This window comes from Methylovorus mays, assembly GCF_020531915.1.
GTDB lineage: Bacteria > Pseudomonadota > Gammaproteobacteria > Burkholderiales > Methylophilaceae > Methylovorus > Methylovorus mays.
In genome coordinates this window covers 59,783-83,472 of the sequence record NZ_JAJAVG010000005.1, presented here as the reverse complement: position 1 = coordinate 83,472, position 23,690 = coordinate 59,783, and the positions used below count along the sequence as shown (strand labels likewise).

Genomic DNA, 23,690 nt, shown 5'->3' with positions numbered 1-23,690 from the left:
CTAATCGGCTTCCAGCAGATCGCACAGGCTATGGCCAATAAAAATATGGGCTTCCTGAATGCGTGGCGTATCGGATGACGGCATGGTCAGGCAATAATCGCAGAGTACAGCCAGTTTGCCGCCGCTGCCGCCGGTCATGCCGACGGTCTTGGCGCCGATGGCCTTGGCCGTTTCAATGGCGCGGACCACATTGGCGCTATTGCCCGAGGTGGAAAAGCCGACGACCACATCCTGCGGCAGGCACAAGGCTTCGACCTGGCGCGAGAAAATGAAATCAAAGCCGTAGTCATTGCCCACCGAGGTCAGGATGGAGGTGTCGGTAGTCAGCGCAATGGCAGGCAGGCCTTTGCGTTCTTTCTTGTAGCGGCCGACGATCTCCGCTGCCACGTGCTGGCTGTCGGCGGCACTGCCGCCATTGCCCATGAACAAAATCTTGCCACCACGGGCCAGGCAGTCGCGCCAGACTTGGGCGACTTCGGCGATTTTGGGCAACATGGGTTCCAGCTGGGCCATCACGCTGGCATGCTGAGACAGGGCTTGCTGTAAATTTTCAATGGGAGTCATATTGCTCAACCTTATGCGTAAGGGTCTGCCTGAAGCAGATAATTCTGCACGTAATCACGTACACCTTCTTCCAGCGTATGGAAAGCACTGGTATAGCCTGCTGCCTGCAGTTTCTGCATGCTGGCTTCGGTAAAGTACTGATACTTGCCGTGTAAATCCTGTGGCATGTCGATGTAGGTGATGGAGGGGGGTTTGCCCATGCTGGTCATGACATTGGTGGCCAGGTCGCGGAAGGCGCGTGCCTTGCCAGTGCCGATGTTGTAAATGCCGGAGGCACCGCCCTGCAGCAGGAAATGGGCAACCACGGCTGCGGCATCTTTTACATAGACAAAGTCACGCAGCTGCATGCCATCGGCATAGCCTTCCACATGGCTCTTGAACAGCTTGACCGTGCCGTGCTCGCGGAACTGGTTGAAGGTATGGAACGCCACGCTGGCCATGCGTTCCTTATGGTACTCATTGGGGCCGTACACATTGAAGAATTTGAAGCCTTGCCACTGGGGTGGCACCGGTTGTTGTGTACGTACCTGACGCAGTGCCCATTGATCAAAAAATTGCTTGGAATAGCCGTAGCCATTCAGCGGGCGCAAGCTGTCGATGGAGGACTCGTCGTCCACATAGCCTTTTTCACCGCCGCCATATGTCGCTGCGGAGCTGGCATAGAGGAAGGGGATACCTTTGTCGGCGCAATATTGCCAGAGGGCTTGGCTGAAGTGGATGTTGTCCTGTACCAGCTTGTTGAAATCGCGCTCGGTGGTGGCGCTGATAGCGCCCATATGGATGACGGCCTCTACCTTGTGGCCCTGCGCCAGCCAGTTGGCAAGCTCATCCTTGTCCAGGTACTGGGCGTACTTTCGGTGTACCAGATTCTGCCATTGCTCGGGATGATGCAGGCGATCAACAATGACCAGGTCATCGCGACCTGCCTGGGTATTGAGATGCCAGGCAATCATGCTGCCTATCATGCCGGCGCCGCCGGTAATTACTATCATGCGCTATCTATCCAATTCTGCGAGGTTGGGGCAAACGGTCAAGGTCTTCGCTTGTCCGGGTTGGTTAAGTGGGGCCACCCGTTAGCCAGTTTGCCGGGGGTTGAGCCTGCAGTGTCTCCACCAGTCTCAAGTTGCCAACAAGTTTGCAAGTATAGCAAACCGCTCAATGACAGGGGCCGCCGCGCGCTTCAGTGAAGCTTAGACATCCGTCTTGCTTTCGCTTAATGCCTGGGCGCGCAGGGCCGTTTTCAGGCCTTCCTGGCGTGCATGTTCGGCATCCCATTCTGTACTTACCCAGCCATGGAGATTGTCGAGGGCAATGTCGCACATAGCGTGTATCCAGCCCTCGCGGCTATTCAGGGCGGGAATGTAGTGGTATTCGCCGCCCCCGTTGTGCTGAAAAATCTCCTTGCCTTCCATGGCAATTTCTTCCAGGGTTTCCAGACAGTCACTGGAGAAGCCAGGGCAAACAACATCAACACGTTTGACCTGATCTTTACCCAGTTTTTCAAGCGTGGCAGCCAGATACGGCTTCAGCCATTCAGCCTTGCCAAAGCGCGACTGAAACGCGATCAGGTACTGATCTTTGCTTAACCCCAGCGCCTCTGCCAGCAGCCGGCCCGTTTTGTGGCATTCGCAATGGTAAGGGTCGCCTTTATCCAGTGTGTAACGTGGCACCCCATGAAAACTCATGACCAGTTTTTCCGGTTTGCCATTGATAGACCAGTATTCGCGCACGCTATCTGCCAGTGCCTTGATGTAAGCCGGATGATCATGGTAATTGCGTATGGTGCGAATCGCCGGCACGTTGCGTGTTTGTTTCAAGGTGTCCCAAACCGCATCCAGCGCCGAGGCGGTGCTGCTTGCCGCGTATTGCGGATAAAGCGGAAACACCAGAATGCGCGTGCAGTTTTGTGCTTGTAAGTTGGCAATCGCCGAGGCAATGGAAGGATTGCCATAGCGCATGCCCAGTTCAACGGCGTAAGGCGATGCAATACGCTGGCTCAGGAAGCCTTGCAGCAAGGCTGTCTGCTTGCGGGCATTTGCCAGTAGCGGCGAACCTTCGCTGGTCCATATCTGGGCATATTTTTCGGCGGATTTGCGTGGACGCAGATTCAGGATGATCAGGTTCAGGATCAGCCACCAGATAATGCGCGGGATTTCCACCACGCGCCGGTCACTCAGGAACTGCTTGAGGTAGGGGCGCAGCGCCTTGGCAGTCGGGGCGTCAGGGGTGCCCAGGTTGGCGAGCAAAATGCCGGTTTTCGGCAGGGTGGCATGGTCAAAGGCCACCATAGGTTTTTTCATGCGGTGTTATCCGAGTTGAATGTTGGAAATCGATTGCAGGATGAAGTTCTGCAGCAGAATTTTCTGCTGGTAGGGAATGTCATCGAACTCCAGGCCCTGCTGCACCACCAGTTTGCCACTGTCAGTCTGTATGGTCCGCTGGCTGCAGATATGGCTGGGCAAGGTAAAAAAAGTTTCAGTGCCGTTGATGTGCAGCTTGAAATTGCACTCCAGTTCGTGCCCGACCTGACCCACGCCTTCTGTCGATTCGACCAAGGCACCGCCCATGCTGATATCGACCAGCATGCCGGATGCCTTGCTCTTGAGCAGGGTGGAGAGGTTGGTGAAGGACGTGATGATGTTGACCTGAATGCGTTGCGAGCGCCGTATTTTCGACATGGTGACCATGCGCGGGTAGGCGAGGTGCATGTGCGGATAGGGTCTGCTATATACCACCTCGGCGGTGGTGGTGAAGGCGTAGACATTGCGGCCGCTGAATAACGACACCGAAAATGCACTGCCTTCCTTGATGAACATGACGCGATCATTTACCACAGGCAGGCTGCAGACGATGCTGCGCTGCGCCATACCGCCAAGAAACTTGACGAAAAAGGCATCCTGGCTGCCAGAGGTAGTCAGGAATTTGATCTGGATATTGTCGCCAATTTCCAGCTGGCGCGTGATGTTTTCCTTGCTGGCATCGACCGTTTCCACCTTGATGTCCTTGCCGTTCTTTTGCATGGATTCGATGGGGTTCTGGTCGCCACTGATCTCGCTGTCGACGTACAGATCTTTCGCGCGCAACTCGTCCAGCATGGCAGCATCCTGAATCACCTGGCCAGCAGGCGATACCAGCAGTCCCTTGGCGTCAAACAAGGGATGCCGGATGGTGGCCCCGACGTGCAAGGTGGATTTGTTCAATAACTGAAAGCTGGATGGTCGGGACATGGTTATTTCATGGACAGGCCGCTCGAGAGCAGCTTGGCCGTAATATCAACAATCGGAATGACGCGTTCGTAAGCCATGCGAGTAGGCCCGATGACGCCGAGTGTGCCAACGATCTGGCCGTTGGCTTCGTAAGGCGCGGTCACCATGCTGCATTCATCCAGGGGCAGGTAGCCGGATTCGCCACCGATAAAAATCTGGATGCCTTCGGCGCGCTGGCTATTGTCCAGCAGCTGCATCAGCGAGGTGCGACGCTCGAATATCTCGAACAGTTTGCGCAGAGAGGTGACATTGGTCGACAACTCATCAACCTGCAGCAGATTGCGCTCGCCGGAGATCACCACATTGTCGCGGTCTTCATCCAGTGCCTTGCTGCTGGCGTCGAGTGCGGCAGCCATCAGGCGGTTCATGTCCGACTGCATCTGTTTCAGTTCTTCGTGCAGCTTTTTCTGCACATCCTCAAAAGTGCTGCCCGAGTAGTTGGCATTGAAGAAGTTGCTGGCCTGGGTAAGCTCGGCCGCGCTATAGGCTTTGTCGGTGACAATGATGCGATTCTGCACATTGCCATCTGAGGTGACGATGATGACCAGCAGCCTGGTATCCGAAAGCGGCAGAAATTCCAGGTGCTTGAAGGCAATCGACTTGCGGCGGGGAATCATGACCACACCGGCAAACTGCGTCAGGCTGGAGAGCAGGCCAGCGGCAGATGAAATCAGCTCTTGTGGATCGGGCGAGGAAAGTTCGCTTTCCAGCCGCTGAATTTCCTGCGATTGCAGCGGCTTGATGGTGAGCAGTGTATCTACAAAAAAGCGGTAGCCACGGTGGGTGGGAATGCGGCCCGCCGACGTATGCGGGCTGGCAATAAACCCCATCTCCTCCAGGTCAGACATGACATTGCGCACGGTGGCGGGGCTGAGATCCAGACCTGAGCATTTTGAAAGCGTGCGCGACCCCACGGGCTGACCATCGCTGATGTAATGTTCAACCAGCGTTTTAAGCAGAATTTGTGCGCGTTTATCCAGAGTAGTCACTTGTACCGAATGTCTGTGGCGGGTGTAGCACCCATCGTTGAAAATTATCCGGTACAAGCAGGAGGAGCGCAATAAGTATTACGCACCTCCGCGGGCTTATTGTGGCTGGGGATGCTCTTTGACCATGTAGCGCGACAGATCTCGCATGAGTTGTAGCGTGGCAGGCTGTTTTTGCTGGGCGATGCGGGCAACCTGCTCAATCGGAATAGGTCTATCGTCGGCGGTGGTGATGCGATTGCCTGCATAACCATCAATGCTGACGGGTTGGGTGATTTTTACATCCTGGTCAATGTAGGTGATCTTGCTCCAGTCAGACACGTAAGCATAGGGACGTTTTTGATCGCCAAACAGGTTGTAGCCGATGGCGTAATCCGATACCGGATTACTTACCCCCAGCAAGGGCATCAGGGTAGGAATGATGTCCATGTGGCTGGTCATCTTGTCGGATACCTGTGCGGCTTGCCCCGGCACCCACAGTACCAGCGGTGTGCGGATCTGCTGATCCACAAATGTGGAGTTGTGGCCCCAGTAGCCATGCTCCATGAATTCCTCGCCATGGTCGCCGACAAGCACCACGATGGTGTTGTCCAGCAATTGATGTTCTTTCAGATAATCAAACACTCGAGCAAACTGGCTGTCCAGGTCATGCACAGCGTTGATATAACGATTCTTGATACCCGTAATGTTCTTTTTCAGCGTGGCGTTGTCGAGCGTGGCGTAGTTGATGTCATTTTCATACGGGCGACGGATGACGCTTTCCGGAGGGAAGTAATAGCGTGCGTGCGGCGTCTCAAAAAACATGAACGTGAAGAACGGCTTGCTGGGGTCGCGCTTGTCAATGAAGTTCAGCATGTCAGTGACATTGGTGCGGTCATTTTCCCAGCCTTGCTTGCCATTTTTCTGCAGCGAATGCAGTTTGTCGGCCGGTACCTGGCTGAAGATGGTCTTCTCAAACTCGGGATAAGAAAACATGGCGCTGGTATACAGGCTCATCTGGTAGTTCTGTTGCTGCAAGACATCAATGATGGCGGCGCCTCGTTGCTCTTTCAGGAAAGGAAACCAGTAGTTGCCGGGGATGCCGGTAAACATGGAGAACACGCCCATGCGTGTGCCGTTGCCGCCGCTGTAGTTATGGGTGAACCGCGCGGCCTGACTGGCAAACTGCCACGTGGCTGGCATGATTTCCGGATTCAGCATGTCAGCCCGCCAGGATTCCGACGTCAGCCAGACGATGTTGTACGGCTTGGCGGGTGCCGTGATCTGCAGCGGTGCCATGGGGTAGTTGAGCCGACCTTTGACATCCAGCTTGGGGCCACGCTTGATTTCATACCCCAGCTTGGCGAAGAAGTGACGGCTGGTCACGTGCTGAAAAAAGGGGATGGTATCGGTTAGCGACATGATGGCATTGCGCCCAAAGGCATCGTTGGCCGCATAGGTAAAGTGTATGCCGAAGGTGGTCAACACTAGCACCAGCAACGTGTATACATACATGCGGGCGGGCAGCCATTCATGTTGGAGCGTACGCAGATAGCAGCGACGTGTTAGCCAGAAGAGCCCGCCTTGCAGGACAAAAAAGCCCGCGGCGATCAATGCAAAGCCCGCATCGGATGCGCCGCTCCCACCCAAGGACAGCAGGCCGCCTGGCGTCATTACCAGATTAATGATGAAACCATTGATAAACATGCCATAGAGCGCGAATACCTTGGCGTTGGCAAACAGCAGCAGCAAGGTAATGCCAGTGGTGAGGATGGCGACCAGGCTGGAAGGGAGTGTGCGTGCTGCCTGCTCGGGTTGGCGTTTCCAGTTGCTGAGGCTGAAAGTCAGCCGTGTGAGCACGATGGCAGGCAAGAGATAAAGGGCGCCATAGCAAAGGAAGGCCATCGTGATGAAAAATAGGGCGCCTAAGCTGGTGGTGTAGGCCGTGCCAAATGCGACCGAATCAACGGATACCAGCAAGACCATCAAATAGCTTAATAACAGAAAATGCGATAGCAGCCTGGACTGGTGGTGTTTGCTGAGACTCATGCGGGGTAACCTGATCAGTGGTATTTACGATGGCGGTTACCATGCAAAGGCTGTGCTTGGTTGGGTGTGATATCTATCCATATGAATAATATTGGTTTTTTGTATGCTCAGGAGAGCGAAGCAGTGGTGATGTGTGCAAAAGTTGGTAGCGGGCATCATTAAAGTCTGCAATATTTGCAGACTTTAATGATGCCGTATTGATTGGGAGGTTGACGCACATCGTACGGGCGCTCTTCTGTGCTTATGTTATCTATGATTAAATGCATGCCATGAAAAATGCATTCCAAACGGTAGCGCTGATCGGGAAATACATGAACCCCGAAATGCGCGAGCAGATACTCGCGCTGGCTCGATTTCTCGCGGAGCGGCAGATTGGTATTTTCATTGAGGAAAAAACCGCGGAGCAATCTGAGATCAAGGGCTACACGACGGTGCATATCAACGCGATCGGTGCCTATGCTGATCTTGCCGTGGTGCTGGGCGGCGACGGTACCATGCTCAGCGTGGCGCGCTCACTGGTGGATTACCAGATTCCGCTGGTCGGCGTGAATCGTGGGCGCTTTGGTTTTTTGACAGATATCACATCTGAATCCATGTGCGAGGCCATGAGCCTGATTCTGGCAGGCGAATATCAGACCGAGCAACGCATTTTGCTATCGGCTACGGTCATGCGTAACGGTGAACCCGTGCATCAAGGGCGGGCATTGAATGATGTGGTCATCAATAAGAATGGCATGGCAAGGCTGATTGAGCTGGAGGTGCATATCGACGGCCAGTTTGTGCATCGTCAGCGCGCCGACGGCTTGATTCTCGCAACCCCTACCGGTACGACAGCATATTCATTATCTGCCGGTGGTCCGATTCTGCATCCGATGCTGGATGCGATTGCGCTGGTGCCGATTTGCCCGCATACCCTGAGTAATCGGCCCATCGCCATCAGCAGTAATAGCAAAGTGGAAATCACTGTGGTGCAAGCGCCAGATGTGCGCATGCATCTGGATGGCCAGATGCAGTTTGAACTGCAACAGGGTGACAGGATACTGGTAGAGCGGGCGAAAAAAACCGTGACGCTTCTGCACTTGCTAGGTCACAGCCATTACGACATGCTCAGGGAAAAGCTCAACTGGGGTTGATCCCCACCCATCATCGCAGCAGGACACCATGTTACAGACACTCACTATCCGCGACTTCGTCATCGTTGATCAACTCAATCTCGAGTTTGACCGCGGCTTTACCGTATTAACCGGGGAAACCGGTGCGGGTAAATCCATCCTGATTGATGCGCTCTCCCTGGCCTTGGGGGCGAGGGGCGAGGGCGGTGTCACGCGCAGCGGATGTGATCGTGCCGATATCAGCGCCAGTTTTGACATTGCAGGCCTGCCTGATTTGCAGCATTGGCTGGATGAGCATGAGCTGCCGTCGGATGATCAGCAACTATTGCTGCGCCGTGTGATTTATGCGGATGGCCGCTCCAAGGCCTTTATTGGCGGCATGCCGGCAACCGTGCAGCAATTGCGGGAGGCGGGCGAATTCCTGGTCGATATTTACAGCCAGCACGCCCATCATTCGCTGCTCAAGACCAGCTATCAGCGTCAAACGCTGGATTTGTACGCAGGACAGTCGGCGCTGGCGGCAGATGTGGGCCAGCATTTTCATGTCTGGCAGGCTTTGCACGAGCGTCGTCTGGCGGCGGAGCGGCATGCTGCGGCCTATGCCGACGAACTGGCGGAGCTGCGTGATCAGCTCCGTGAGCTGACCCAGCTGGCGCCAGCCGCCGATGAGTGGGAGCCATTACAGCAAGAGCATGCACGACTTTCCAATGCCGCGGGCCTCATTGCAGGCGGGGAGGCGTGTCGTCAGATATTGAGCGAGGGTGAGTATTCCGTCATGCCGCAACTCAGCGCATTCCAGCATAAGTTGCAGGAGCTGGTTGAACTGGACGAGACACTGAAAGAGGCGGCGGATACGCTCGATTCTGCGATCATTCAGCTGGAAGAGACCGATCGTTCGCTCAATCGTTATTTGCAACGCACGGAGCTGGATCCTGAACGTCTGACCGAGGTGGAGTCACGCATTCAAGCATTGCATGGTATGGCGCGCAAATATCGCGTCAGGCCGGAGGAGTTGACGGATCTTATGGCGCAGTGGCAACTGCGCATGGAAGAGCTGGAGTTGATGGTCGACGATGGCCAGCTCGTCCAGCAGGAAAAAGCTGCATGGCAATCCTATCACCAGCTTGCGCAGCGCTTGAGTGAAGAGCGTCAGGTAGCGGCTCAGCGTCTGTCAGCGCTGATCAGTACCGAAATGCAACGTCTTTCGCTGTCTGGGGGGCGTTTTGAGGTTGCCCTGACCAATCAGCAAGCGTCGGCCCACGGGCTGGAGCAGGTGGAATTTCTGGTCGCCGGCCATGCTGGGACCGTGCCCAGGCCATTAAGCAAAGTGGCATCTGGCGGCGAGTTGTCGCGCATCAGCCTTGCCATCCGCGTGGTGACTGCGCAACAAGGCGATATCCCCACCATGATTTTTGATGAGGTGGATGTCGGTATAGGCGGTGGTGTGGCAGAAATCGTTGGCCAGTTACTGAAGCAACTGGGCCAGGAGCGCCAAGTGCTGGTGATTACCCATCTTCCGCAGGTGGCAGCGCAAGGGCAGCAGCATTTGCGTGTGAGCAAGCGTCAGCAGGACGGCCTGACCCTCAGCCGGATTGATCCATTAAGTGCGAGTGAACGTATCAACGAAGTAGCGCGCATGCTGGGTGGCGTGGATATTACCGAGACCACCTTGCAGCATGCGGCCGAGATGCTGGCTAAGGCCTAGCGATTACTTTGGTTGGCAGGGCTGCTTGGTGCAGACGCCATAGATGTACAAGGAATGGTCCTGAATGGTAAAGCCGCGTTCGGTTGCGGCCATTTTCTGACGCTTTTCGATTTCTTCATCAAAAAACTCTTCTACACGGCCACATTTGATACAGACGATATGGTCGTGATGGCCACCCTGATTCAATTCGAATACGGCTTTGCCGCTTTCAAAGTGATGGCGGATCAGCAAGCCAGCCTGTTCAAATTGCGTCAGTACGCGATAGACGGTGGCAAGGCCTACGTCTTCTCCGGTTGACAGCAATATCTTGTAAACATCTTCTGCGGACAAATGACGCTCTTTGCTGTTTTCAAACAGGCTCAGCACCTTCAGTCTTGGCAGGGTAGCCTTCAGGCCGGCATTTTTTAATTCATCAGGTTCACGCATGATTTTCGGTACTCAACTAGTATTTGGGATGGTGGTGTTCTGGCGTCTGGCTGTCATGGTATATTAACGCCATTTCCAGCCAAAGTCATGGTAATGCGCTACACAATTCTCTTACTGACCCTTTTATGCGCCGCTTGCAGTTCGGCGCTTCCATCGATCAAGCCATACCGGATGGATATCCAGCAGGGCAATATTGTCACCTCGAAGATGTTGATGCAATTGAAGCCGGGGATGAGCAAATCGCAAGCACGATTTGTGATGGGGACCCCGCTTTTGCAGGATAGTTTCCACGGCGATCGCTGGGATTATTTTTATCAATATCGCAAGGACGGCAAGATTGTTCAACAGCGTCGTGTCATTCTGGAGTTTGAGAACGAGCAGCTGAAGCGTGTTCGTGGCGATACTATTCCGGCAGGTGTTGACCCCACAGTGCCTGAGTTGCAGCGTCGCTCGGTTGAACCGGAGAAAGGGTTGTGGGATCGCCTCAAATTCTGGAAGTCGGATGATGCCCCAGCGGCAGCCGCTGCTGCCACAGCCACTCCTGCCGTTGGTGAGACGCCTTCCAGCAAGGAGGCTCTGGATCCCATGCTGGTCAATCCGCCTGCTTCAGCGCCTGCGCGACCATCTGATGTCAGCGATCCCGCTGAGTCTGTTGCTCCGGCTGTGGTACGGGATGCTCCTGCTGCCGCGCCAGCGCCAAGCAAAGCTGCACCAGCCGCAACTCAGGCTGCTCCCGCCAAGCAGTCAGCACCTGCTGCCTCAACCAGTGCGCAATCGGTGCCCGCTGCCAAGTCTGTACCTGCCAAAGCCGCGCCGGCCGCAGCTACGCAGGCTGCACCTGAGGATGATTTGCCACCAGAAGAAGAGCCTGGTTATTTTGAGCGCATGCTGGAGAAAATTGGTTTCTAGGGCACTCTGCCACTGGCGTGGCAGCATTATTTGAAATTTGGGCAGACCTCCTACTGGAGGTCTGTTTTGTTTTGTGAGGATGTCATGAAAAAACTGAATGTGGTAATCGCTGGATGTAGTGGCCGCATGGGCCATGCCTTGCTTGAGGGGGTCTTTGGCGATGAGGCGTTGCAGCTGCATGCTGCGCTGGATCGGTCAGACAGTCCTCAGTTGGGGCGAGATGCGGGCGAGCAGCTTGGTCGTAAAACAGATGTGCTGATAAGCCATGATGTTGCAGCAGCGCTGGCGGGTGCCGATGTGCTGGTGGATTTCACACGTCCTGAGCCTAGTCTGCAGTATTTGCAAGCTTGCCGTAAGGCAGGCGTCGCCATGGTAATTGGCACGACAGGATTCACGCCTGAGCAAAAACAGCAGATTGAAGCGGCTTCGGCAGATATTGGGGTGGTTTTTGCTCCCAATATGAGCGTTGGCGTGACGTTGCTGATCAATCTGGTCAAGGAGGCTGCCAAGGTGCTGTCCGAAGGTTACGACATAGAGGTTATCGAGGCGCACCATAGGCACAAGGTGGATGCGCCGTCTGGCACTGCCTTGCGGCTGGGCGAAGCCGCGGCCGAGGCATTGGGGCGCGATCTGGCGAGTTGTGCGGTGTATGGCCGGGAGGGTGTGACAGGGGAACGAGACCCCAGCACCATTGGGTTCGCCACCGTGCGCGGTGGGGATGTCGTTGGTGACCATACGGTATTGTTTGCTGGGATTGGCGAGCGTGTGGAGTTGACGCACAAGGCCAGCAGTCGTGCCACGTTTGCTCTGGGAGCATTGCGTGCAGCCAAGTTTCTGACGGGGCGTTCCAGCGGCCTGTTTGATATGCGGGATGTGCTGTCGCTTAAGTAGCTAAGGCTGGATGTCGGCGCGGTATTGCGTCCTGCGTGCGGTATTTTGGTGTGGGGCAGCAAGGACGCCACTAATTGATGTTGAAGTGAAAGGTCGCGTTGAAGAGAATAGCCTTTTGCGCTATAATCTTGAAACTTTACAGGCGGGATAAGTTCGAACTTGTCCCGCTTTGCACATCCGCTGTTATCTTAGCGTCAACATTGAAAAACAAGGGGTTAGAACGTGCCGCAACACACACCAGCCATGTTGGTTCTTGCTGATGGAACTGTGTTTCGTGGTATTTCGATTGGTGCCCAAGGCCATACGGTTGGCGAGGTGGTGTTCAACACTTCCATTACGGGCTATCAGGAAATCCTCACTGATCCTTCCTACACCAAGCAGATCGTTACCCTGACCTATCCGCATATTGGCAATGTCGGCGTTAATGCCGAAGATGTCGAGTCCGGTCAGGTATATGCCAGCGGATTGATCATCCGCGATCTTCCTTTGACGGATAGCTGCTGGCGCAGTCAACAAACACTTTCCGATTATCTGGCTGCCAATAATGTGGTGGCGATTGCCGATATTGATACCCGCAAGCTGACGCGCATTCTGCGTGAAAAAGGCGCCCAGGCCGGTTGCATTATTACCGGTGAGGCTGATGAAGCCAAGGCGATTGAATTGGCGCGCGCTTTCCCCGGCCTCGCTGGCATGGACCTCGCCAAGGTGGTCAGCTGTACCCAGGCTTATACCTTTGATGAGGGGGAATGGGTGCTGGGTTCGGGGTATGCCAAGCCTGAGGCCAGCCGTTACCATGTGGTCGCGTTCGACTATGGCGTCAAGCGCAATATCCTGCGCATGCTGACGGCCCGCGGTTGCAAGGTGACGGTGTTACCAGCCCAGGCTTCTGCAGAAGATGCTCTGGCGCTGAATCCTGACGGTATTTTCCTTTCCAATGGCCCGGGTGATCCTGAGCCCTGCGATTATGCCATTGAGGCGATTCGTACCGTCGTTGATCGCGGTGTGCCGACCTTCGGTATCTGCCTTGGCCACCAGTTGCTGGCATTGGCCAGCGGTGCGCGTACCTTGAAGATGAAGTTTGGTCATCATGGCGCCAACCATCCTGTGCAGGATGCTGACGACCAACGCGTATTCATTACCAGCCAGAATCACGGCTTTGCTGTGGATGCCAGCTCGCTGCCGGCTAACCTGCGGGCTACGCATGTATCGCTGTTTGATGGCAGTCTGCAGGGCATTGCCCGTACTGACAAGCCAGCATTCAGTTTCCAGGGGCACCCAGAAGCAAGTCCAGGCCCTGTGGAAATGTCCTACCTGTTTGATCGATTCATCAACATGATGGAAAAGCAAAAAACAAATTAACCGCCGGGCTGCGCCACTCATGCCAGAAACCGGCGTGCAGTGGTGGGTTTCGGCGCTCACCAGCGGTTTAAAGAACATATGGCAAAACGTACAGATATTAAATCCATCCTCATCATAGGCGCTGGCCCGATCGTGATCGGCCAGGCTTGCGAGTTCGACTACTCTGGCGCCCAGGCTTGCAAGGCTTTGCGTGAAGAGGGTTACCGCGTCATTCTGGTGAATTCGAATCCTGCGACCATCATGACCGATCCGGAAATGGCGGATGCGACGTATATCGAGCCCGTCACCTGGAAAATGGTGGAAAAGATCATTGCCATTGAGCGCCCGGATGCCTTGCTGCCTACCATGGGCGGCCAAACGGCGTTGAACTGTGCTCTGGATCTGGCCAAACATGGCGTGCTGGAAAAATACAATGTGGAGCTGATTGGCGCCTCAAAAGAGGCGATCGACAAGGCGGAAGACCGCGAAAAATTCAAGAGTGCCATGACCAAGATCGGTCTGGGGTCGGCACGTTCTTCTGTGGCACACAGTCTGGAAGAGGCCTTGCAGGTGCAGGCCAGTATTGGCTACCCCGCCATTATTCGCCCATCGTTCACCATGGGTGGCAGCGGCGGTGGTATTGCTTACAACCGGGAAGAGTTTCTGGCGATATGTGAGCGTGGTCTTGAGGCTTCGCCTACCAGCGAGCTGCTGATTGAAGAGTCTCTGCTGGGCTGGAAAGAGTACGAGATGGAAGTGGTCCGCGACAGCAAGGACAACTGCATCATCATCTGTTCCATCGAAAACCTGGACCCTATGGGTGTGCACACCGGTGACTCCATCACGGTGGCACCAGCGCAAACGCTGACGGATAAGGAATATCAGATCATGCGTAACGCCTCGCTGGCGGTATTGCGCGAGATTGGCGTGGACACTGGCGGCTCTAACGTGCAGTTCGCCATCAATCCGGATGACGGGCGCATGATCGTGATTGAAATGAATCCACGCGTATCGCGTTCTTCTGCCTTAGCCTCCAAGGCAACGGGTTTCCCGATTGCGAAAGTGGCCGCCAAGCTGGCGGTGGGTTTCACGCTCGATGAACTGCGCAATGAAATCACTGGTGGCGCGACACCAGCTTCGTTTGAGCCCTCAATTGACTACGTTGTCACCAAGATCCCCCGTTTTGCCTTTGAGAAATTCCCGCAGGCCGATTCACGCCTGACGACCCAAATGAAGTCTGTTGGTGAAGTTATGGCGATTGGCCGTACCTTCCAGGAATCCTTCCAGAAAGCCCTGCGCGGTCTGGAAGTGGGTGTTGATGGCCTGGACGAAAAAACAACTGATACAGACCAGATCAACAAAGAGCTGGGCGAGCCTGGTCCTGAGCGCATCTGGTATGTGGGCGATGCATTCCGTGCTGGCATGACGGTAGAGCAGGTGCATCAGCTTTCCAAGATTGACAAGTGGTTCCTGGTGCAGATTGCTGATCTGATCGCACGCGAAGAGGCGTTGAAGGGCAAGGGTCTGGCGGATCTGGACAAGAGTCTGCTGTTCCAGCTCAAGCGCCGCGGCTTCTCTGACCGTCGCCTTGCCAAATTGCTGGGCACCGATCAGCACGCGGTGCGGGCTTATCGTCAGGCATTGAATGTGCGCCCGGTTTACAAGCGCGTGGATACCTGCGCTGCCGAATTCGCGACTGATACCGCTTACATGTACTCGACTTATGAAGATGAGTGCGAAGCGCAACCGACCAGCAACAAGAAAATCATGGTGCTGGGTGGCGGTCCTAATCGTATCGGTCAGGGCATCGAGTTTGATTACTGCTGTGTACATGCGGCGTTTGCCATGCGTGAAGATGGTTACGAGACCATCATGGTCAACTGCAATCCTGAAACCGTCTCTACCGACTACGACACCTCTGATCGCCTGTACTTCGAGCCGCTGACACTGGAAGATGTACTGGAAATCGTGGCACTGGAAAAACCCGTTGGCGTGATTGTGCAATACGGTGGCCAGACGCCACTGAAGCTGGCACGTGATCTGGAAAAAGCCGGTGTACCGATTATCGGCACCAGCCCGGATGCGATTGACCGCGCTGAAGACCGTGAGCGCTTCCAGCAAATGCTGCAGGAACTGGGTCTCAAGCAACCGCCTAACCGCACTGCACGTACGCCGGAAGAGGCCATTCGCTTGGCGCAGGAAATCGGTTACCCATTGGTTGTGCGTCCATCCTATGTGTTGGGTGGTCGTGCCATGGAAATCGTCCATGAGCAGGCACAACTTGAGCGCTATATGCGCGAAGCCGTCAAGGTGTCGAATGAGTCGCCTGTGTTGCTGGATCGCTTCCTGAACGATGCATTGGAAGTGGATGTGGACGCGCTGTCAGATGGTGAAGATGTCATCATCGGCGGCATCATGGAACATATTGAGCAGGCAGGCGTGCACTCTGGTGACTCCGCCTGTTCGCTGCCGCCTTACAGCTTGACCCAGGCGATGCAGGATGAGCTGCGTGTGCAGACCGTGCAAATGGCCAAGGCGCTCGGCGTGGTCGGCCTGATGAATGTGCAGTTTGCCATTCAAGGCGATGTGGTTTACGTGCTGGAAGTGAATCCACGTGCTTCGCGTACGGTGCCTTTCGTTTCCAAGGCCTGTGGCTTGCAACTCGCCAAAGTGGCTGCGCGCTGCATGACGGGTGTGACCCTCAAGCAGCAGGGCGTCACCAAGGAAATCGTGCCGCCGTATTACTCGGTCAAGGAAGCAGTATTCCCTTTCATCAAGTTCCCTGGCGTTGATACCATACTCGGTCCGGAAATGAAATCGACAGGTGAAGTCATGGGCGTAGGCAAAACCTTTGCCGAGGCGTTTGTGAAATCCCAGCTCGGTTCCGGTACCAAGCTGCCCAAAGCGGGCAAGGCCTTCATCAGCGTGCGTCGAGAAGACCGTGAGAAGGTCATCGAGATTGCACGCTCACTGGCAAACCTCGGCTTTCAACTGGTGGCGACCAAAGGATCCGCTGCAGCGCTGGCTGAGGCTGGCCTGAAAGTGACTCCAGTCAACAAGGTGGCCGAAGGTCGTCCGCATATTGTCGACATGATCAAGAACGGTGAGATCAGTTTTATTGTCAATGTAACGGAAGACAAGAAAGCCGTAGCTGACTCCTACGAGATTCGTCGCAGTGCATTGCAGCAAAAAGTCACTTATTACACCACCCTGGCCGGTGCCAAGGCTGCGTGTATTGGCATGGCGCATATGCAGGAACTTGAAGTTCAGTCCTTGCAAAGCTTGCATCAGCAGCTTACTCAGTCATAATATAGACCTACACAAAACCACGCCTTCGCCTCCAGGCTGAAGGTGTGGTTTTTGTTTTATAGATTGCAATGGTAGAGAAAAGAATATGAATCAAATCCCAATTACAGTAAATGGCGCGGAACTGCTCAAGCAGGAGTTGCAACGCCTTCGCAGCGTTGACCGTCCCAATGTGATTCAGGCAATTGCCGAAGCGCGTGCCCAGGGCGATTTGTCGGAAAATGCAGAATATGATGCCGCCAAGGAGCGTCAAAGCTTCATCGAAGGCCGCATTGCCGAGATCGAAGCCAAGCTGTCGAATGCCATGGTCATTGACCCCAAGACGCTGAATGCAGAAGGTCGTTGCGTATTTGGCGCTACCGTAGAAGTGGAAGACCTGGATAACGGCGATGTGTCCACCTACCAGATCGTGGGTGACGACGAAGCCGATATCAAGAAGGGCAAGATTTCCATCGGTTCCCCTATTGCCCGTGGCTTGATCGGCAAGACTGCAGGTGATGTCGCTGAAGTGATGGCACCTGGTGGTTTGCGCTCTTACGAAGTGCTGGATGTTCAGTACATTTAAGGGACAGGAGCGCTAGCGATGGGTGCCTGGTCAGACAAGCTTGCATTACTGGTGATTACCCTGTGGGTAGGCGCCTTATGGGCAGTCGGCTATCTGGTAGCTCCCACGCTCTTTAGCGCCCTGACGGATCGTCAGCTGGCAGGTAGCCTTGCTGGCAAAATGTTCACGCTGGTGGCTTATATCGGGGTGGGCAGTGCGTTTTATCTGTTGATCCACCGTCTGGCGAACTTCGGTACCACCGCGCTCAAGCAAGGTTTTTTCTGGGCTGTGATTGTCATGCTGATACTGACCCTGTTCGGCCACTTTGGTATTCAGCCCTTGATTGCTCAGCTGAAGGCGCAAGCCATGCCGGCAGATGTGATGCACAGCATTTTTGCCAGCCGCTTCAAAGCATGGCACGGCATTGCAAGTATTGCTTACCTGATTGAAAGCCTGCTGGGACTGGTGCTGGTGCTGAAGGCCAGAGAGTAATCTCCGGCCTTTGTACTCTGGTAATCAGGCAAAGCTGATTTTCGGATTTTCGCTCTGGCGATAGATCACTAGTTGCTTGCCGATATGATGGATGGCGGTAGCATGGGTTTTTTCGCAGATTTCTTGCAGCATGCTGACGCGGGCTGCCCGATCATCTCCGAACACCTTGATCTTGATCAGTTCATGCGCTTTCAGGCTGACTTCGATTTCCTTGAGGACGGTTTCAGTCAGGCCATTGTTGCCTATCATCACAACCGGGTTAAGGTTGTGGCCCAATGCGCGCAGATGGCTAATTTGTTTGGAGTTCAGTTCAGGCATATCATCTCGTGATGTTGGCGGAATACACGCTCCATCCAGAGGGTATCCCTTTGATTCAAAAAGGCCCGCAGTCTATCACATGCCATCATTCCTACCAAGAAGTACTATTCTGACACCATGAAAAGAACCAGAACCAGCAAGGGCTGGATGCAGGAACATGTCAACGATGAGTTCGTGAAGCGGGCGCAACGTGACGGCTATCGGGCGCGTGCGGCCTACAAGCTCATGGAGATCGATGACAAGGATCAGCTGATCAAGCCTGGCATGACCATTGTTGATCTGGGAGCGACCCCTGGCAGCTGGTCGCAGGTAGCGGTGCAGCGTTTGAAAGGGCAAGGCCGCATCATTGCCCTGGATTTGCTGGAAATGGCGGCAATTCCGGGTGTGGACTTTATACAGGGCGATTTCCGTGAAGACGCTGTGCTATCGCAGCTGGAAGAAAAATTAAATAATCGCCCCATAGACCTTGTAATTGCCGACATGGCCCCAAATATATCCGGTATCAGTTCTGTCGACCAGGCGAATGCGGCTTACCTGACGGAACTTGCTCTGGAATTCAGCCTGAAATGGCTGAAACCGGGGGGTAATTTTCTGGTCAAAGTTTTCATTGGCTCGGGGTTTGACGAGATTATCAAAACCATGCGGCTCGGTTTCGATAAGGTGGTGACCCGAAAACCAAAGGCCTCTCGCGATCGTAGTAGTGAAGTCTATTTGCTCGGATTGAAGCGTAAAGCCGATTGATTGGCGCCTGCGCAAGCGATCAAAATAGGTTTAGAATGAAGTTTGCTGCCTTTATTAGTTAAGGATGTGATTTTGAACAACATCGTCAAGAATATTGCAATTTGGGTGATTGTCGCCCTGGTGCTCATGACTGTCTTCAACCAGTTTGGCTCCAAGACCACTGCAGACAGTCAGGTTGTTTACTCGCAATTCATCGACCAGGTTAAACAGGGCCAGATTGCCAAAGTGACGATTGAAGGCCGCGTATTGCGCGGTGTCACCAACGAAGGCCGCAAATTCAATACGTATGCGCCTTCTGATCCATGGCTGGTGTCCGATCTGCTGAAAAATAACGTCACGGTCGAAGCCAAGCCGGACGAAGAGCCATCGTTGCTCATGAATATTTTCGTGTCATGGTTCCCCATGCTGCTGCTGATTGGCGTCTGGGTGTTCTTCATGCGCCAGATGCAAGGCGGCGGCAAGGGCGGTGCTTTCTCTTTCGGCAAAAGCAAGGCACGCCAGCTGGACGAAGCCTCCAACCAGACTACGTTTGCCGATGTCGCAGGTTGCGATGAAGCCAAGGAAGAAGTTTCCGAGCTGGTCGAGTTCCTGCGTGATCCGACCAAGTTCCAGAAACTGGGTGGCCGTATTCCCCGTGGTGTATTGATGGTTGGCCCTCCTGGTACCGGTAAAACCTTGCTGGCCAAGGCCATTGCCGGTGAAGCCAAAGTGCCATTCTTCACTATTTCCGGTTCCGATTTCGTCGAGATGTTTGTTGGTGTGGGTGCGGCTCGTGTGCGTGATATGTTTGAGCAAGCCAAGAAAGCTGCTCCTTGCATCATCTTTATCGATGAAATTGATGCCGTAGGTCGTCATCGTGGCGCGGGTACAGGCGGTGGTAATGATGAGCGCGAGCAGACACTCAACCAGATGCTGGTCGAGATGGATGGTTTTGAGCCTAACTCGGGCGTGATTGTGATTGCCGCAACCAACCGTGCCGATGTGCTGGACAAGGCATTGCTGCGTCCGGGCCGTTTTGACCGCCAGGTGATGGTGGGCTTGCCGGATATTCGTGGCCGTGAGCAAATCCTTTTGGTGCATATGCGCAAGGTGCCAATTGATGCGGATGTGAAGGCCGATATCATTGCCCGTGGTACTCCTGGTTTTTCCGGTGCGGATCTTGCCAATCTGGTCAACGAAGCCGCCTTGTTTGCCGCTCGCCGTAACAAGCGCACGGTGGATATGCAGGATTTTGAAGATGCCAAGGACAAGATTTTCATGGGGCCTGAGCGCAAGTCCATGGTCATGCGTGAAGAAGAACGCCGCAATACGGCTTATCACGAGTCTGGCCATGCGGTGGTAGCCAAGCTGCTGCCCAAGGCTGACCCCGTGCATAAAGTCACCATCATGCCGCGTGGGTGGGCGTTGGGCTTGACCTGGCAGCTGCCAGAGCATGACCGCATCAGTAATTACAAGGACAAGATGCTGGAAGAAATTTCCATCCTGTTTGGTGGCCGTATTGCAGAAGAAATCTTCATGCATCAGATGTCCACAGGAGCGTCAAATGACTTTGAACGTGCCACCAAGATGGCACGTGACATGGTGACGCGCTTTGGTATGTCGGATACGCTGGGCACCATGGTATACGTGGATAACGATCAGGATTCCATGTTTGGCCGCATGTCAGCCAAAACGGTTTCCGAAGCCACGCAACAAAAGGTGGATGCTGAAATCCGTCGTATTCTGGACGAGCAATATGCGGTTGCCCGCAAGCTGCTGGAAGACAATCGCGACAAGGTGGAAGCCATGACAGCCGCGCTGCTGGAGTGGGAGACCATTGACGCCGAGCAGATCAACGACATCATGGCGGGTAATGCCCCACGTCCACCCAAGGTATTGCCTACGGTGAACCGCCATACCAGCAGTGATACTGGCAGCTCAGGTCCAACTGCCACACCTGCACCACAGCCTGCGGCCAAGTCCGAATAGTTTTCCTTCACTGTCAAAGCCATATTCTCCGCAAGTGGAATATGGCTTTCTTATTTTTTAGCTTATGAAATTTATCTGCGGTCGTTATCAGCTTGATCTTTCCCGTCCCCATGTCATGGGCATCGTCAATGTCACGCCTGACTCTTTTTCGGATGGTGGCAAATACTCCTCTACTGAGCTCGCGGTGGCGCACGCCATTGAACTGGTAGAGCAGGGCGCGGACATTCTGGATATAGGTGGCGAGTCCACCCGCCCGGGGGCGACGCCAGTCTCGCTGGAAGATGAGCTTCAGCGCGTGTTGCCGGTGATCGAGCAATTGGCAAAGCGTGTGGATGTGCCACTTTCCATTGATACCTACAAGCCGGAAGTCATGCGTGCGGCCATCGCCGCCGGGGCAGATATCGTCAATGACGTCCGTGCCTTGCAGGAGCCGCACGCGCTGGAGATTGTGGCGGCAAGCAATGTTGGCGTTTGCCTGATGCATATGCAGGGCACGCCGCAAACCATGCAGCTGGAACCGCAATATGATGATGTGGTGGCCGAGGTTGCCGATTTTCTGCAAAGCCGCGTGCAGGCGGCTCAGGCAGCCGGGATAGCAGCAGAGCGTATCACGCTGGATCCGGGTTTTGGTTTCGGCAAGCGTACTGTGCATAATATTGCCCTGTTGCAGCAATTACCGGTGTTGCAGGCGCTGGGTTATCCTTTACTGGTCGGGCTTTCGCGCAAATCCGTCCTTGGCAAAATTACAGGTGAGGATGTCGATTCCCGTCTTTATGCCAGTCTGGCGGCCTCCGTGATTGCCACCATGAAAGGCGCTGCCATTGTGCGCGTACATGATGTCAAGGCAACCGCTGAGGCGCTGAAAGTGGTGGCAGCCGTTCGCTAGACCACGGCACAGGATCAGTCATACCTTAGGTCTGGCTGACAGGTGTTAATTGCAAGGCATGTTTCGCCGATGACGTTTTGCATACGTCAAGTTTTTGAAAGTATAGGGAATGACAAGAAAATATTTTGGTACCGATGGCATACGTGGACGTGTAGGGGATGCACCCATCACGCCGGATTTTGTCATGCGATTGGGTTATGCCGCAGGGCGTGTGCTGACTGGTCTGGATAGCCACCTGGCAAAGGATGCCCATCCCACCGTATTGATCGGTAAAGATACGCGGATTTCCGGATACATGCTGGAGTCCGCCTTGCAAGCCGGTTTGTCTGCTGCGGGCGTAGATGTCTTGCTGACCGGCCCTATGCCAACGCCAGCCGTGGCGTATCTGACCCGTGCCTTGCGCGCGCAGGCGGGCATTGTGATCTCGGCCTCGCATAATCCGTTTGAAGACAATGGCATCAAGTTTTTCTCCGCCGAGGGCACCAAACTGCCGGATGAGGTTGAGCTGGCGATTGAAGCGGCGCTGGATCAGCCATTGGAGGTGATGCCATCGGCCGGTCTGGGCAAAGCGAAGCGCATCACCGATGCTGCGGGCCGCTATATTGAATTCTGCAAGAGTACCTTCCCTGCCGCGCTGGATTTGCGCGGTCTCCGTATTGTGCTGGATTGTGCCAATGGTGCGACGTATCACGTGGCTCCACCGGTGTTTCACGAGCTTGGGGCCGAAATTGTCACCATCGGCTATCAGCCTGATGGTCTCAACATCAACCTCGACTGTGGTTCTACCCACCCGCAAGCACTGTGCCGTGCGGTGGTTGAACACAAGGCGGATCTTGGCGTTGCGTTTGATGGTGACGGAGACCGTGTAGTGATGGTGGATAGCCAGGGCCGTCTGCTCGATGGTGACCAGTTGCTGTATATCATTGCCATGCAGCGCAAACAGCGTGGCCGCCTTGCGGGTGGGGTAGTGGGCACCCTGATGACCAATCTCGCGCTTGAACATGCGCTGGCAAAGGTGGATATCCCTTTCCTGCGCGCCAAGGTCGGCGACCGTTATGTGCTGGAGCTGCTGAATGAGCAGGATTGGCAGCTGGGCGGCGAAAACTCTGGCCATATTCTCTGTCTGGATAAACACAGCAGCGGCGACGGCATTATTGCCGCCTTGCAAGTGTTGCACGCCATGCGTACCGCCGGGTGCAGTCTGGATGCGCTCGGTGCAGGCCTCACGCTTTATCCGCAGGTGCTGATCAACGTCAAGGTCGCAGGAAAAGTCGATCTGGCGGCACAGCCTGCCATTCAGCAAGCCGTGGCAGACGCTGAGCAGCAGTTGCAAGGGCGTGGCCGTGTGCTGTTGCGCCCGTCGGGTACCGAACCCAAAATCCGCGTGATGGTCGAAGGCGAAGACGGTGCGCTGGTGCAGCGCCTGGCCGAGCAGATCGCCGCTGTAGTACAAGCCCAGTTAGCCTGATAGACATGGCCTGGCCGACATGCAGTGCTGCTGCGTGTCGGCTTGTTTCCGGCGCTGCCTCAGCCAGCGCTGCATCGTCTTCCATTCATCACTGGTGATGGTCAACGCATTTACCGTCATCATCCCGTCATACTTGCATGCCATCCTAGCCCACGTAAAACCAAGTTAAACCATCATTAACCTCGGTGAAGTGGAGGTCAACATGCAAAGAATGCATCTGGTCATAGACCGATTCAACAAACTGGATAGTCGCCTGTGTGTGCGAGCCAATCGCACCTCGCGCTTTATGGGTGTGCGACTCTTTTTCCGCCTGGTGAGCCGGCTGGGCGATGGTGTTTTCTGGTACACCGTCATGCTGGGCATCGTCTTGAGTCACGGTGCAGATGGTATTTTTCCTGCCTTGCACATGGCGCTGGCCGGGCTGACAGGTACTTGCGTTTACAAATGGCTCAAGGGCAAAACCCTGCGTCCACGTCCTTATGAAGTGCATCAGGATATCTGGTTGACCGGCAAGCCGCTGGATCGCTTCAGCTTTCCGTCCGGGCATACCCTGCATGCCGTGGCGTTTTGCACGGTGGGTTTGTTCTACTACCCGGCGCTGATGCCCTTGCTGTTGCCTTTTACGCTGATGGTTGCCCTGTCACGCGTGGTATTGGGCTTGCACTATCCCAGTGATGTGCTGGCTGGTGCCGCGATTGGCGCCACGATCGCGACGATCTCCATCGCTATCGTTTAAGCGCAT

The 23,690-nt window shown here is 54.8% G+C and carries 21 protein-coding genes; 13 read left to right on the top strand and 8 right to left on the bottom strand.

Annotation, left to right across the window (positions count from 1 at the left end; translation table 11 throughout):
- From LG203_RS06925 to LG203_RS06900, 6 genes are all read right to left on the bottom strand, one after another.
- Entirely contained in the window at positions 1–564 is a 564-nt protein-coding gene (locus LG203_RS06925; protein WP_230345109.1) for a D-sedoheptulose 7-phosphate isomerase, read from the bottom strand.
- An 11-nt stretch (positions 565–575) separates the two neighbouring features.
- A complete protein-coding gene (gene rfaD / locus LG203_RS06920) occupies positions 576–1,556 on the bottom strand; it encodes an ADP-glyceromanno-heptose 6-epimerase (RefSeq protein ID WP_230345108.1) in 981 nt (326 codons plus the stop codon).
- A gap of 198 nt (positions 1,557–1,754) precedes the next feature.
- Positions 1,755–2,864, bottom strand: coding sequence for a ferrochelatase (gene hemH / locus LG203_RS06915; RefSeq protein WP_230345107.1), 1,110 nt, complete (start codon positions 2,862–2,864; stop codon positions 1,755–1,757).
- A gap of 6 nt (positions 2,865–2,870) precedes the next feature.
- Complete coding sequence (locus LG203_RS06910; protein WP_230345106.1) at positions 2,871–3,791, bottom strand: flagellar brake protein; 921 nt, start codon at positions 3,789–3,791, stop codon at positions 2,871–2,873.
- 2 nt (positions 3,792–3,793) lie between these two features.
- Positions 3,794–4,810 (bottom strand): heat-inducible transcriptional repressor HrcA, encoded by a 1,017-nt coding sequence (hrcA, locus tag LG203_RS06905; RefSeq protein WP_230345199.1) that lies wholly within the window; start codon positions 4,808–4,810, stop codon positions 3,794–3,796.
- 105 nt (positions 4,811–4,915) lie between these two features.
- Complete coding sequence (locus tag LG203_RS06900) at positions 4,916–6,844, bottom strand: sulfatase-like hydrolase/transferase (RefSeq protein ID WP_230345105.1); 1,929 nt, start codon at positions 6,842–6,844, stop codon at positions 4,916–4,918.
- A 269-nt stretch (positions 6,845–7,113) separates the two neighbouring features.
- Here LG203_RS06900 and LG203_RS06895 point away from each other — a divergent pair, with 269 nt between their 5' ends.
- Positions 7,114–7,977, top strand: coding sequence for an NAD kinase (locus tag LG203_RS06895; RefSeq protein WP_230345104.1), 864 nt, complete (start codon positions 7,114–7,116; stop codon positions 7,975–7,977).
- 28 nt (positions 7,978–8,005) lie between these two features.
- A complete protein-coding gene (gene recN, locus LG203_RS06890) occupies positions 8,006–9,661 on the top strand; it encodes a DNA repair protein RecN (RefSeq protein ID WP_230345103.1) in 1,656 nt (551 codons plus the stop codon).
- Positions 9,662–9,664: 3 nt separating this feature from the next.
- Here recN and fur read toward each other — a convergent pair whose 3' ends face one another.
- Positions 9,665–10,087: a ferric iron uptake transcriptional regulator gene (gene fur / locus LG203_RS06885; protein WP_230336807.1), complete on the bottom strand. Its 423-nt coding sequence runs from the start codon at positions 10,085–10,087 to the stop codon at positions 9,665–9,667.
- A 171-nt stretch (positions 10,088–10,258) separates the two neighbouring features.
- Here fur and LG203_RS06880 point away from each other — a divergent pair, with 171 nt between their 5' ends.
- From LG203_RS06880 to LG203_RS06855, 6 genes are all read left to right on the top strand, one after another.
- Entirely contained in the window at positions 10,259–10,996 is a 738-nt protein-coding gene (locus LG203_RS06880) for an outer membrane protein assembly factor BamE (RefSeq protein ID WP_230345102.1), read from the top strand.
- Between the two features lie 84 nt (positions 10,997–11,080).
- The gene (gene dapB, locus LG203_RS06875; protein WP_230345101.1) at positions 11,081–11,887 is read left to right on the top strand and encodes a 4-hydroxy-tetrahydrodipicolinate reductase; all 807 of its coding nucleotides are present in this window, start codon (positions 11,081–11,083) and stop codon (positions 11,885–11,887) included.
- A 222-nt stretch (positions 11,888–12,109) separates the two neighbouring features.
- Positions 12,110–13,246 carry a glutamine-hydrolyzing carbamoyl-phosphate synthase small subunit gene (gene carA, locus LG203_RS06870; RefSeq protein WP_230345100.1) on the top strand — a complete coding sequence of 379 codons (1,137 nt, stop codon included), beginning with the start codon at positions 12,110–12,112 and terminating at the stop codon, positions 13,244–13,246.
- A gap of 78 nt (positions 13,247–13,324) precedes the next feature.
- Positions 13,325–16,534, top strand: a complete 3,210-nt coding sequence (gene carB / locus LG203_RS06865) for a carbamoyl-phosphate synthase large subunit (protein ID WP_230345099.1) — start codon at positions 13,325–13,327, stop codon at positions 16,532–16,534.
- Between the two features lie 85 nt (positions 16,535–16,619).
- Positions 16,620–17,096, top strand: coding sequence for a transcription elongation factor GreA (greA, locus tag LG203_RS06860; RefSeq protein WP_013442662.1), 477 nt, complete (start codon positions 16,620–16,622; stop codon positions 17,094–17,096).
- Positions 17,097–17,114: 18 nt separating this feature from the next.
- Positions 17,115–17,567: a DUF4149 domain-containing protein gene (locus LG203_RS06855; RefSeq protein ID WP_230345098.1), complete on the top strand. Its 453-nt coding sequence runs from the start codon at positions 17,115–17,117 to the stop codon at positions 17,565–17,567.
- A gap of 24 nt (positions 17,568–17,591) precedes the next feature.
- On the opposite strand, the gene yhbY is transcribed toward LG203_RS06855, so the two are convergent.
- Positions 17,592–17,885, bottom strand: coding sequence for a ribosome assembly RNA-binding protein YhbY (gene yhbY, locus LG203_RS06850; protein ID WP_230345097.1), 294 nt, complete (start codon positions 17,883–17,885; stop codon positions 17,592–17,594).
- A 117-nt stretch (positions 17,886–18,002) separates the two neighbouring features.
- On the opposite strand from yhbY, the gene rlmE reads away from it, so the two are divergent.
- From rlmE to LG203_RS06825, 5 genes are all read left to right on the top strand, one after another.
- Positions 18,003–18,626, top strand: a complete 624-nt coding sequence (gene rlmE / locus LG203_RS06845; RefSeq protein WP_230345096.1) for a 23S rRNA (uridine(2552)-2'-O)-methyltransferase RlmE — start codon at positions 18,003–18,005, stop codon at positions 18,624–18,626.
- 72 nt (positions 18,627–18,698) lie between these two features.
- Positions 18,699–20,594: an ATP-dependent zinc metalloprotease FtsH gene (gene ftsH, locus LG203_RS06840; protein ID WP_230345095.1), complete on the top strand. Its 1,896-nt coding sequence runs from the start codon at positions 18,699–18,701 to the stop codon at positions 20,592–20,594.
- 64 nt (positions 20,595–20,658) lie between these two features.
- Positions 20,659–21,480: a dihydropteroate synthase gene (folP, locus tag LG203_RS06835; RefSeq protein WP_230345094.1), complete on the top strand. Its 822-nt coding sequence runs from the start codon at positions 20,659–20,661 to the stop codon at positions 21,478–21,480.
- 109 nt (positions 21,481–21,589) lie between these two features.
- Positions 21,590–22,948, top strand: coding sequence for a phosphoglucosamine mutase (gene glmM / locus LG203_RS06830; protein WP_230345093.1), 1,359 nt, complete (start codon positions 21,590–21,592; stop codon positions 22,946–22,948).
- Positions 22,949–23,150: 202 nt separating this feature from the next.
- Entirely contained in the window at positions 23,151–23,684 is a 534-nt protein-coding gene (locus LG203_RS06825; protein WP_230345092.1) for a phosphatase PAP2 family protein, read from the top strand.
- Positions 23,685–23,690: the final 6 nt, after the last annotated feature.

What these genes read in the sequence shown, in the direction of transcription:
- LG203_RS06825 (WP_230345092.1), top strand. Translation starts at nt 23,151, where the DNA reads ATGCAAAGAATGCATCTGGTCATAGACCGATTCAACAAACTGGATAGT.
- LG203_RS06855 (WP_230345098.1), top strand. Translation starts at nt 17,115, where the DNA reads ATGGGTGCCTGGTCAGACAAGCTTGCATTACTGGTGATTACCCTGTGG.
- LG203_RS06900 (WP_230345105.1), bottom strand. Translation starts at nt 6,844, where the DNA reads ATGAGTCTCAGCAAACACCACCAGTCCAGGCTGCTATCGCATTTTCTG.
- rfaD (WP_230345108.1), bottom strand. Translation starts at nt 1,556, where the DNA reads ATGATAGTAATTACCGGCGGCGCCGGCATGATAGGCAGCATGATTGCC.
- yhbY (WP_230345097.1), bottom strand. Translation starts at nt 17,885, where the DNA reads ATGCCTGAACTGAACTCCAAACAAATTAGCCATCTGCGCGCATTGGGC.
- hemH (WP_230345107.1), bottom strand. Translation starts at nt 2,864, where the DNA reads ATGAAAAAACCTATGGTGGCCTTTGACCATGCCACCCTGCCGAAAACC.
- recN (WP_230345103.1), top strand. Translation starts at nt 8,006, where the DNA reads ATGTTACAGACACTCACTATCCGCGACTTCGTCATCGTTGATCAACTC.
- LG203_RS06925 (WP_230345109.1), bottom strand. Translation starts at nt 564, where the DNA reads ATGACTCCCATTGAAAATTTACAGCAAGCCCTGTCTCAGCATGCCAGC.
- LG203_RS06880 (WP_230345102.1), top strand. Translation starts at nt 10,259, where the DNA reads ATGGATATCCAGCAGGGCAATATTGTCACCTCGAAGATGTTGATGCAA.
- LG203_RS06895 (WP_230345104.1), top strand. Translation starts at nt 7,114, where the DNA reads ATGAAAAATGCATTCCAAACGGTAGCGCTGATCGGGAAATACATGAAC.
- LG203_RS06910 (WP_230345106.1), bottom strand. Translation starts at nt 3,791, where the DNA reads ATGTCCCGACCATCCAGCTTTCAGTTATTGAACAAATCCACCTTGCAC.
- rlmE (WP_230345096.1), top strand. Translation starts at nt 18,003, where the DNA reads ATGAAAAGAACCAGAACCAGCAAGGGCTGGATGCAGGAACATGTCAAC.
- carB (WP_230345099.1), top strand. Translation starts at nt 13,325, where the DNA reads ATGGCAAAACGTACAGATATTAAATCCATCCTCATCATAGGCGCTGGC.
- folP (WP_230345094.1), top strand. Translation starts at nt 20,659, where the DNA reads ATGAAATTTATCTGCGGTCGTTATCAGCTTGATCTTTCCCGTCCCCAT.
- glmM (WP_230345093.1), top strand. Translation starts at nt 21,590, where the DNA reads ATGACAAGAAAATATTTTGGTACCGATGGCATACGTGGACGTGTAGGG.
- dapB (WP_230345101.1), top strand. Translation starts at nt 11,081, where the DNA reads ATGAAAAAACTGAATGTGGTAATCGCTGGATGTAGTGGCCGCATGGGC.
- fur (WP_230336807.1), bottom strand. Translation starts at nt 10,087, where the DNA reads ATGCGTGAACCTGATGAATTAAAAAATGCCGGCCTGAAGGCTACCCTG.
- greA (WP_013442662.1), top strand. Translation starts at nt 16,620, where the DNA reads ATGAATCAAATCCCAATTACAGTAAATGGCGCGGAACTGCTCAAGCAG.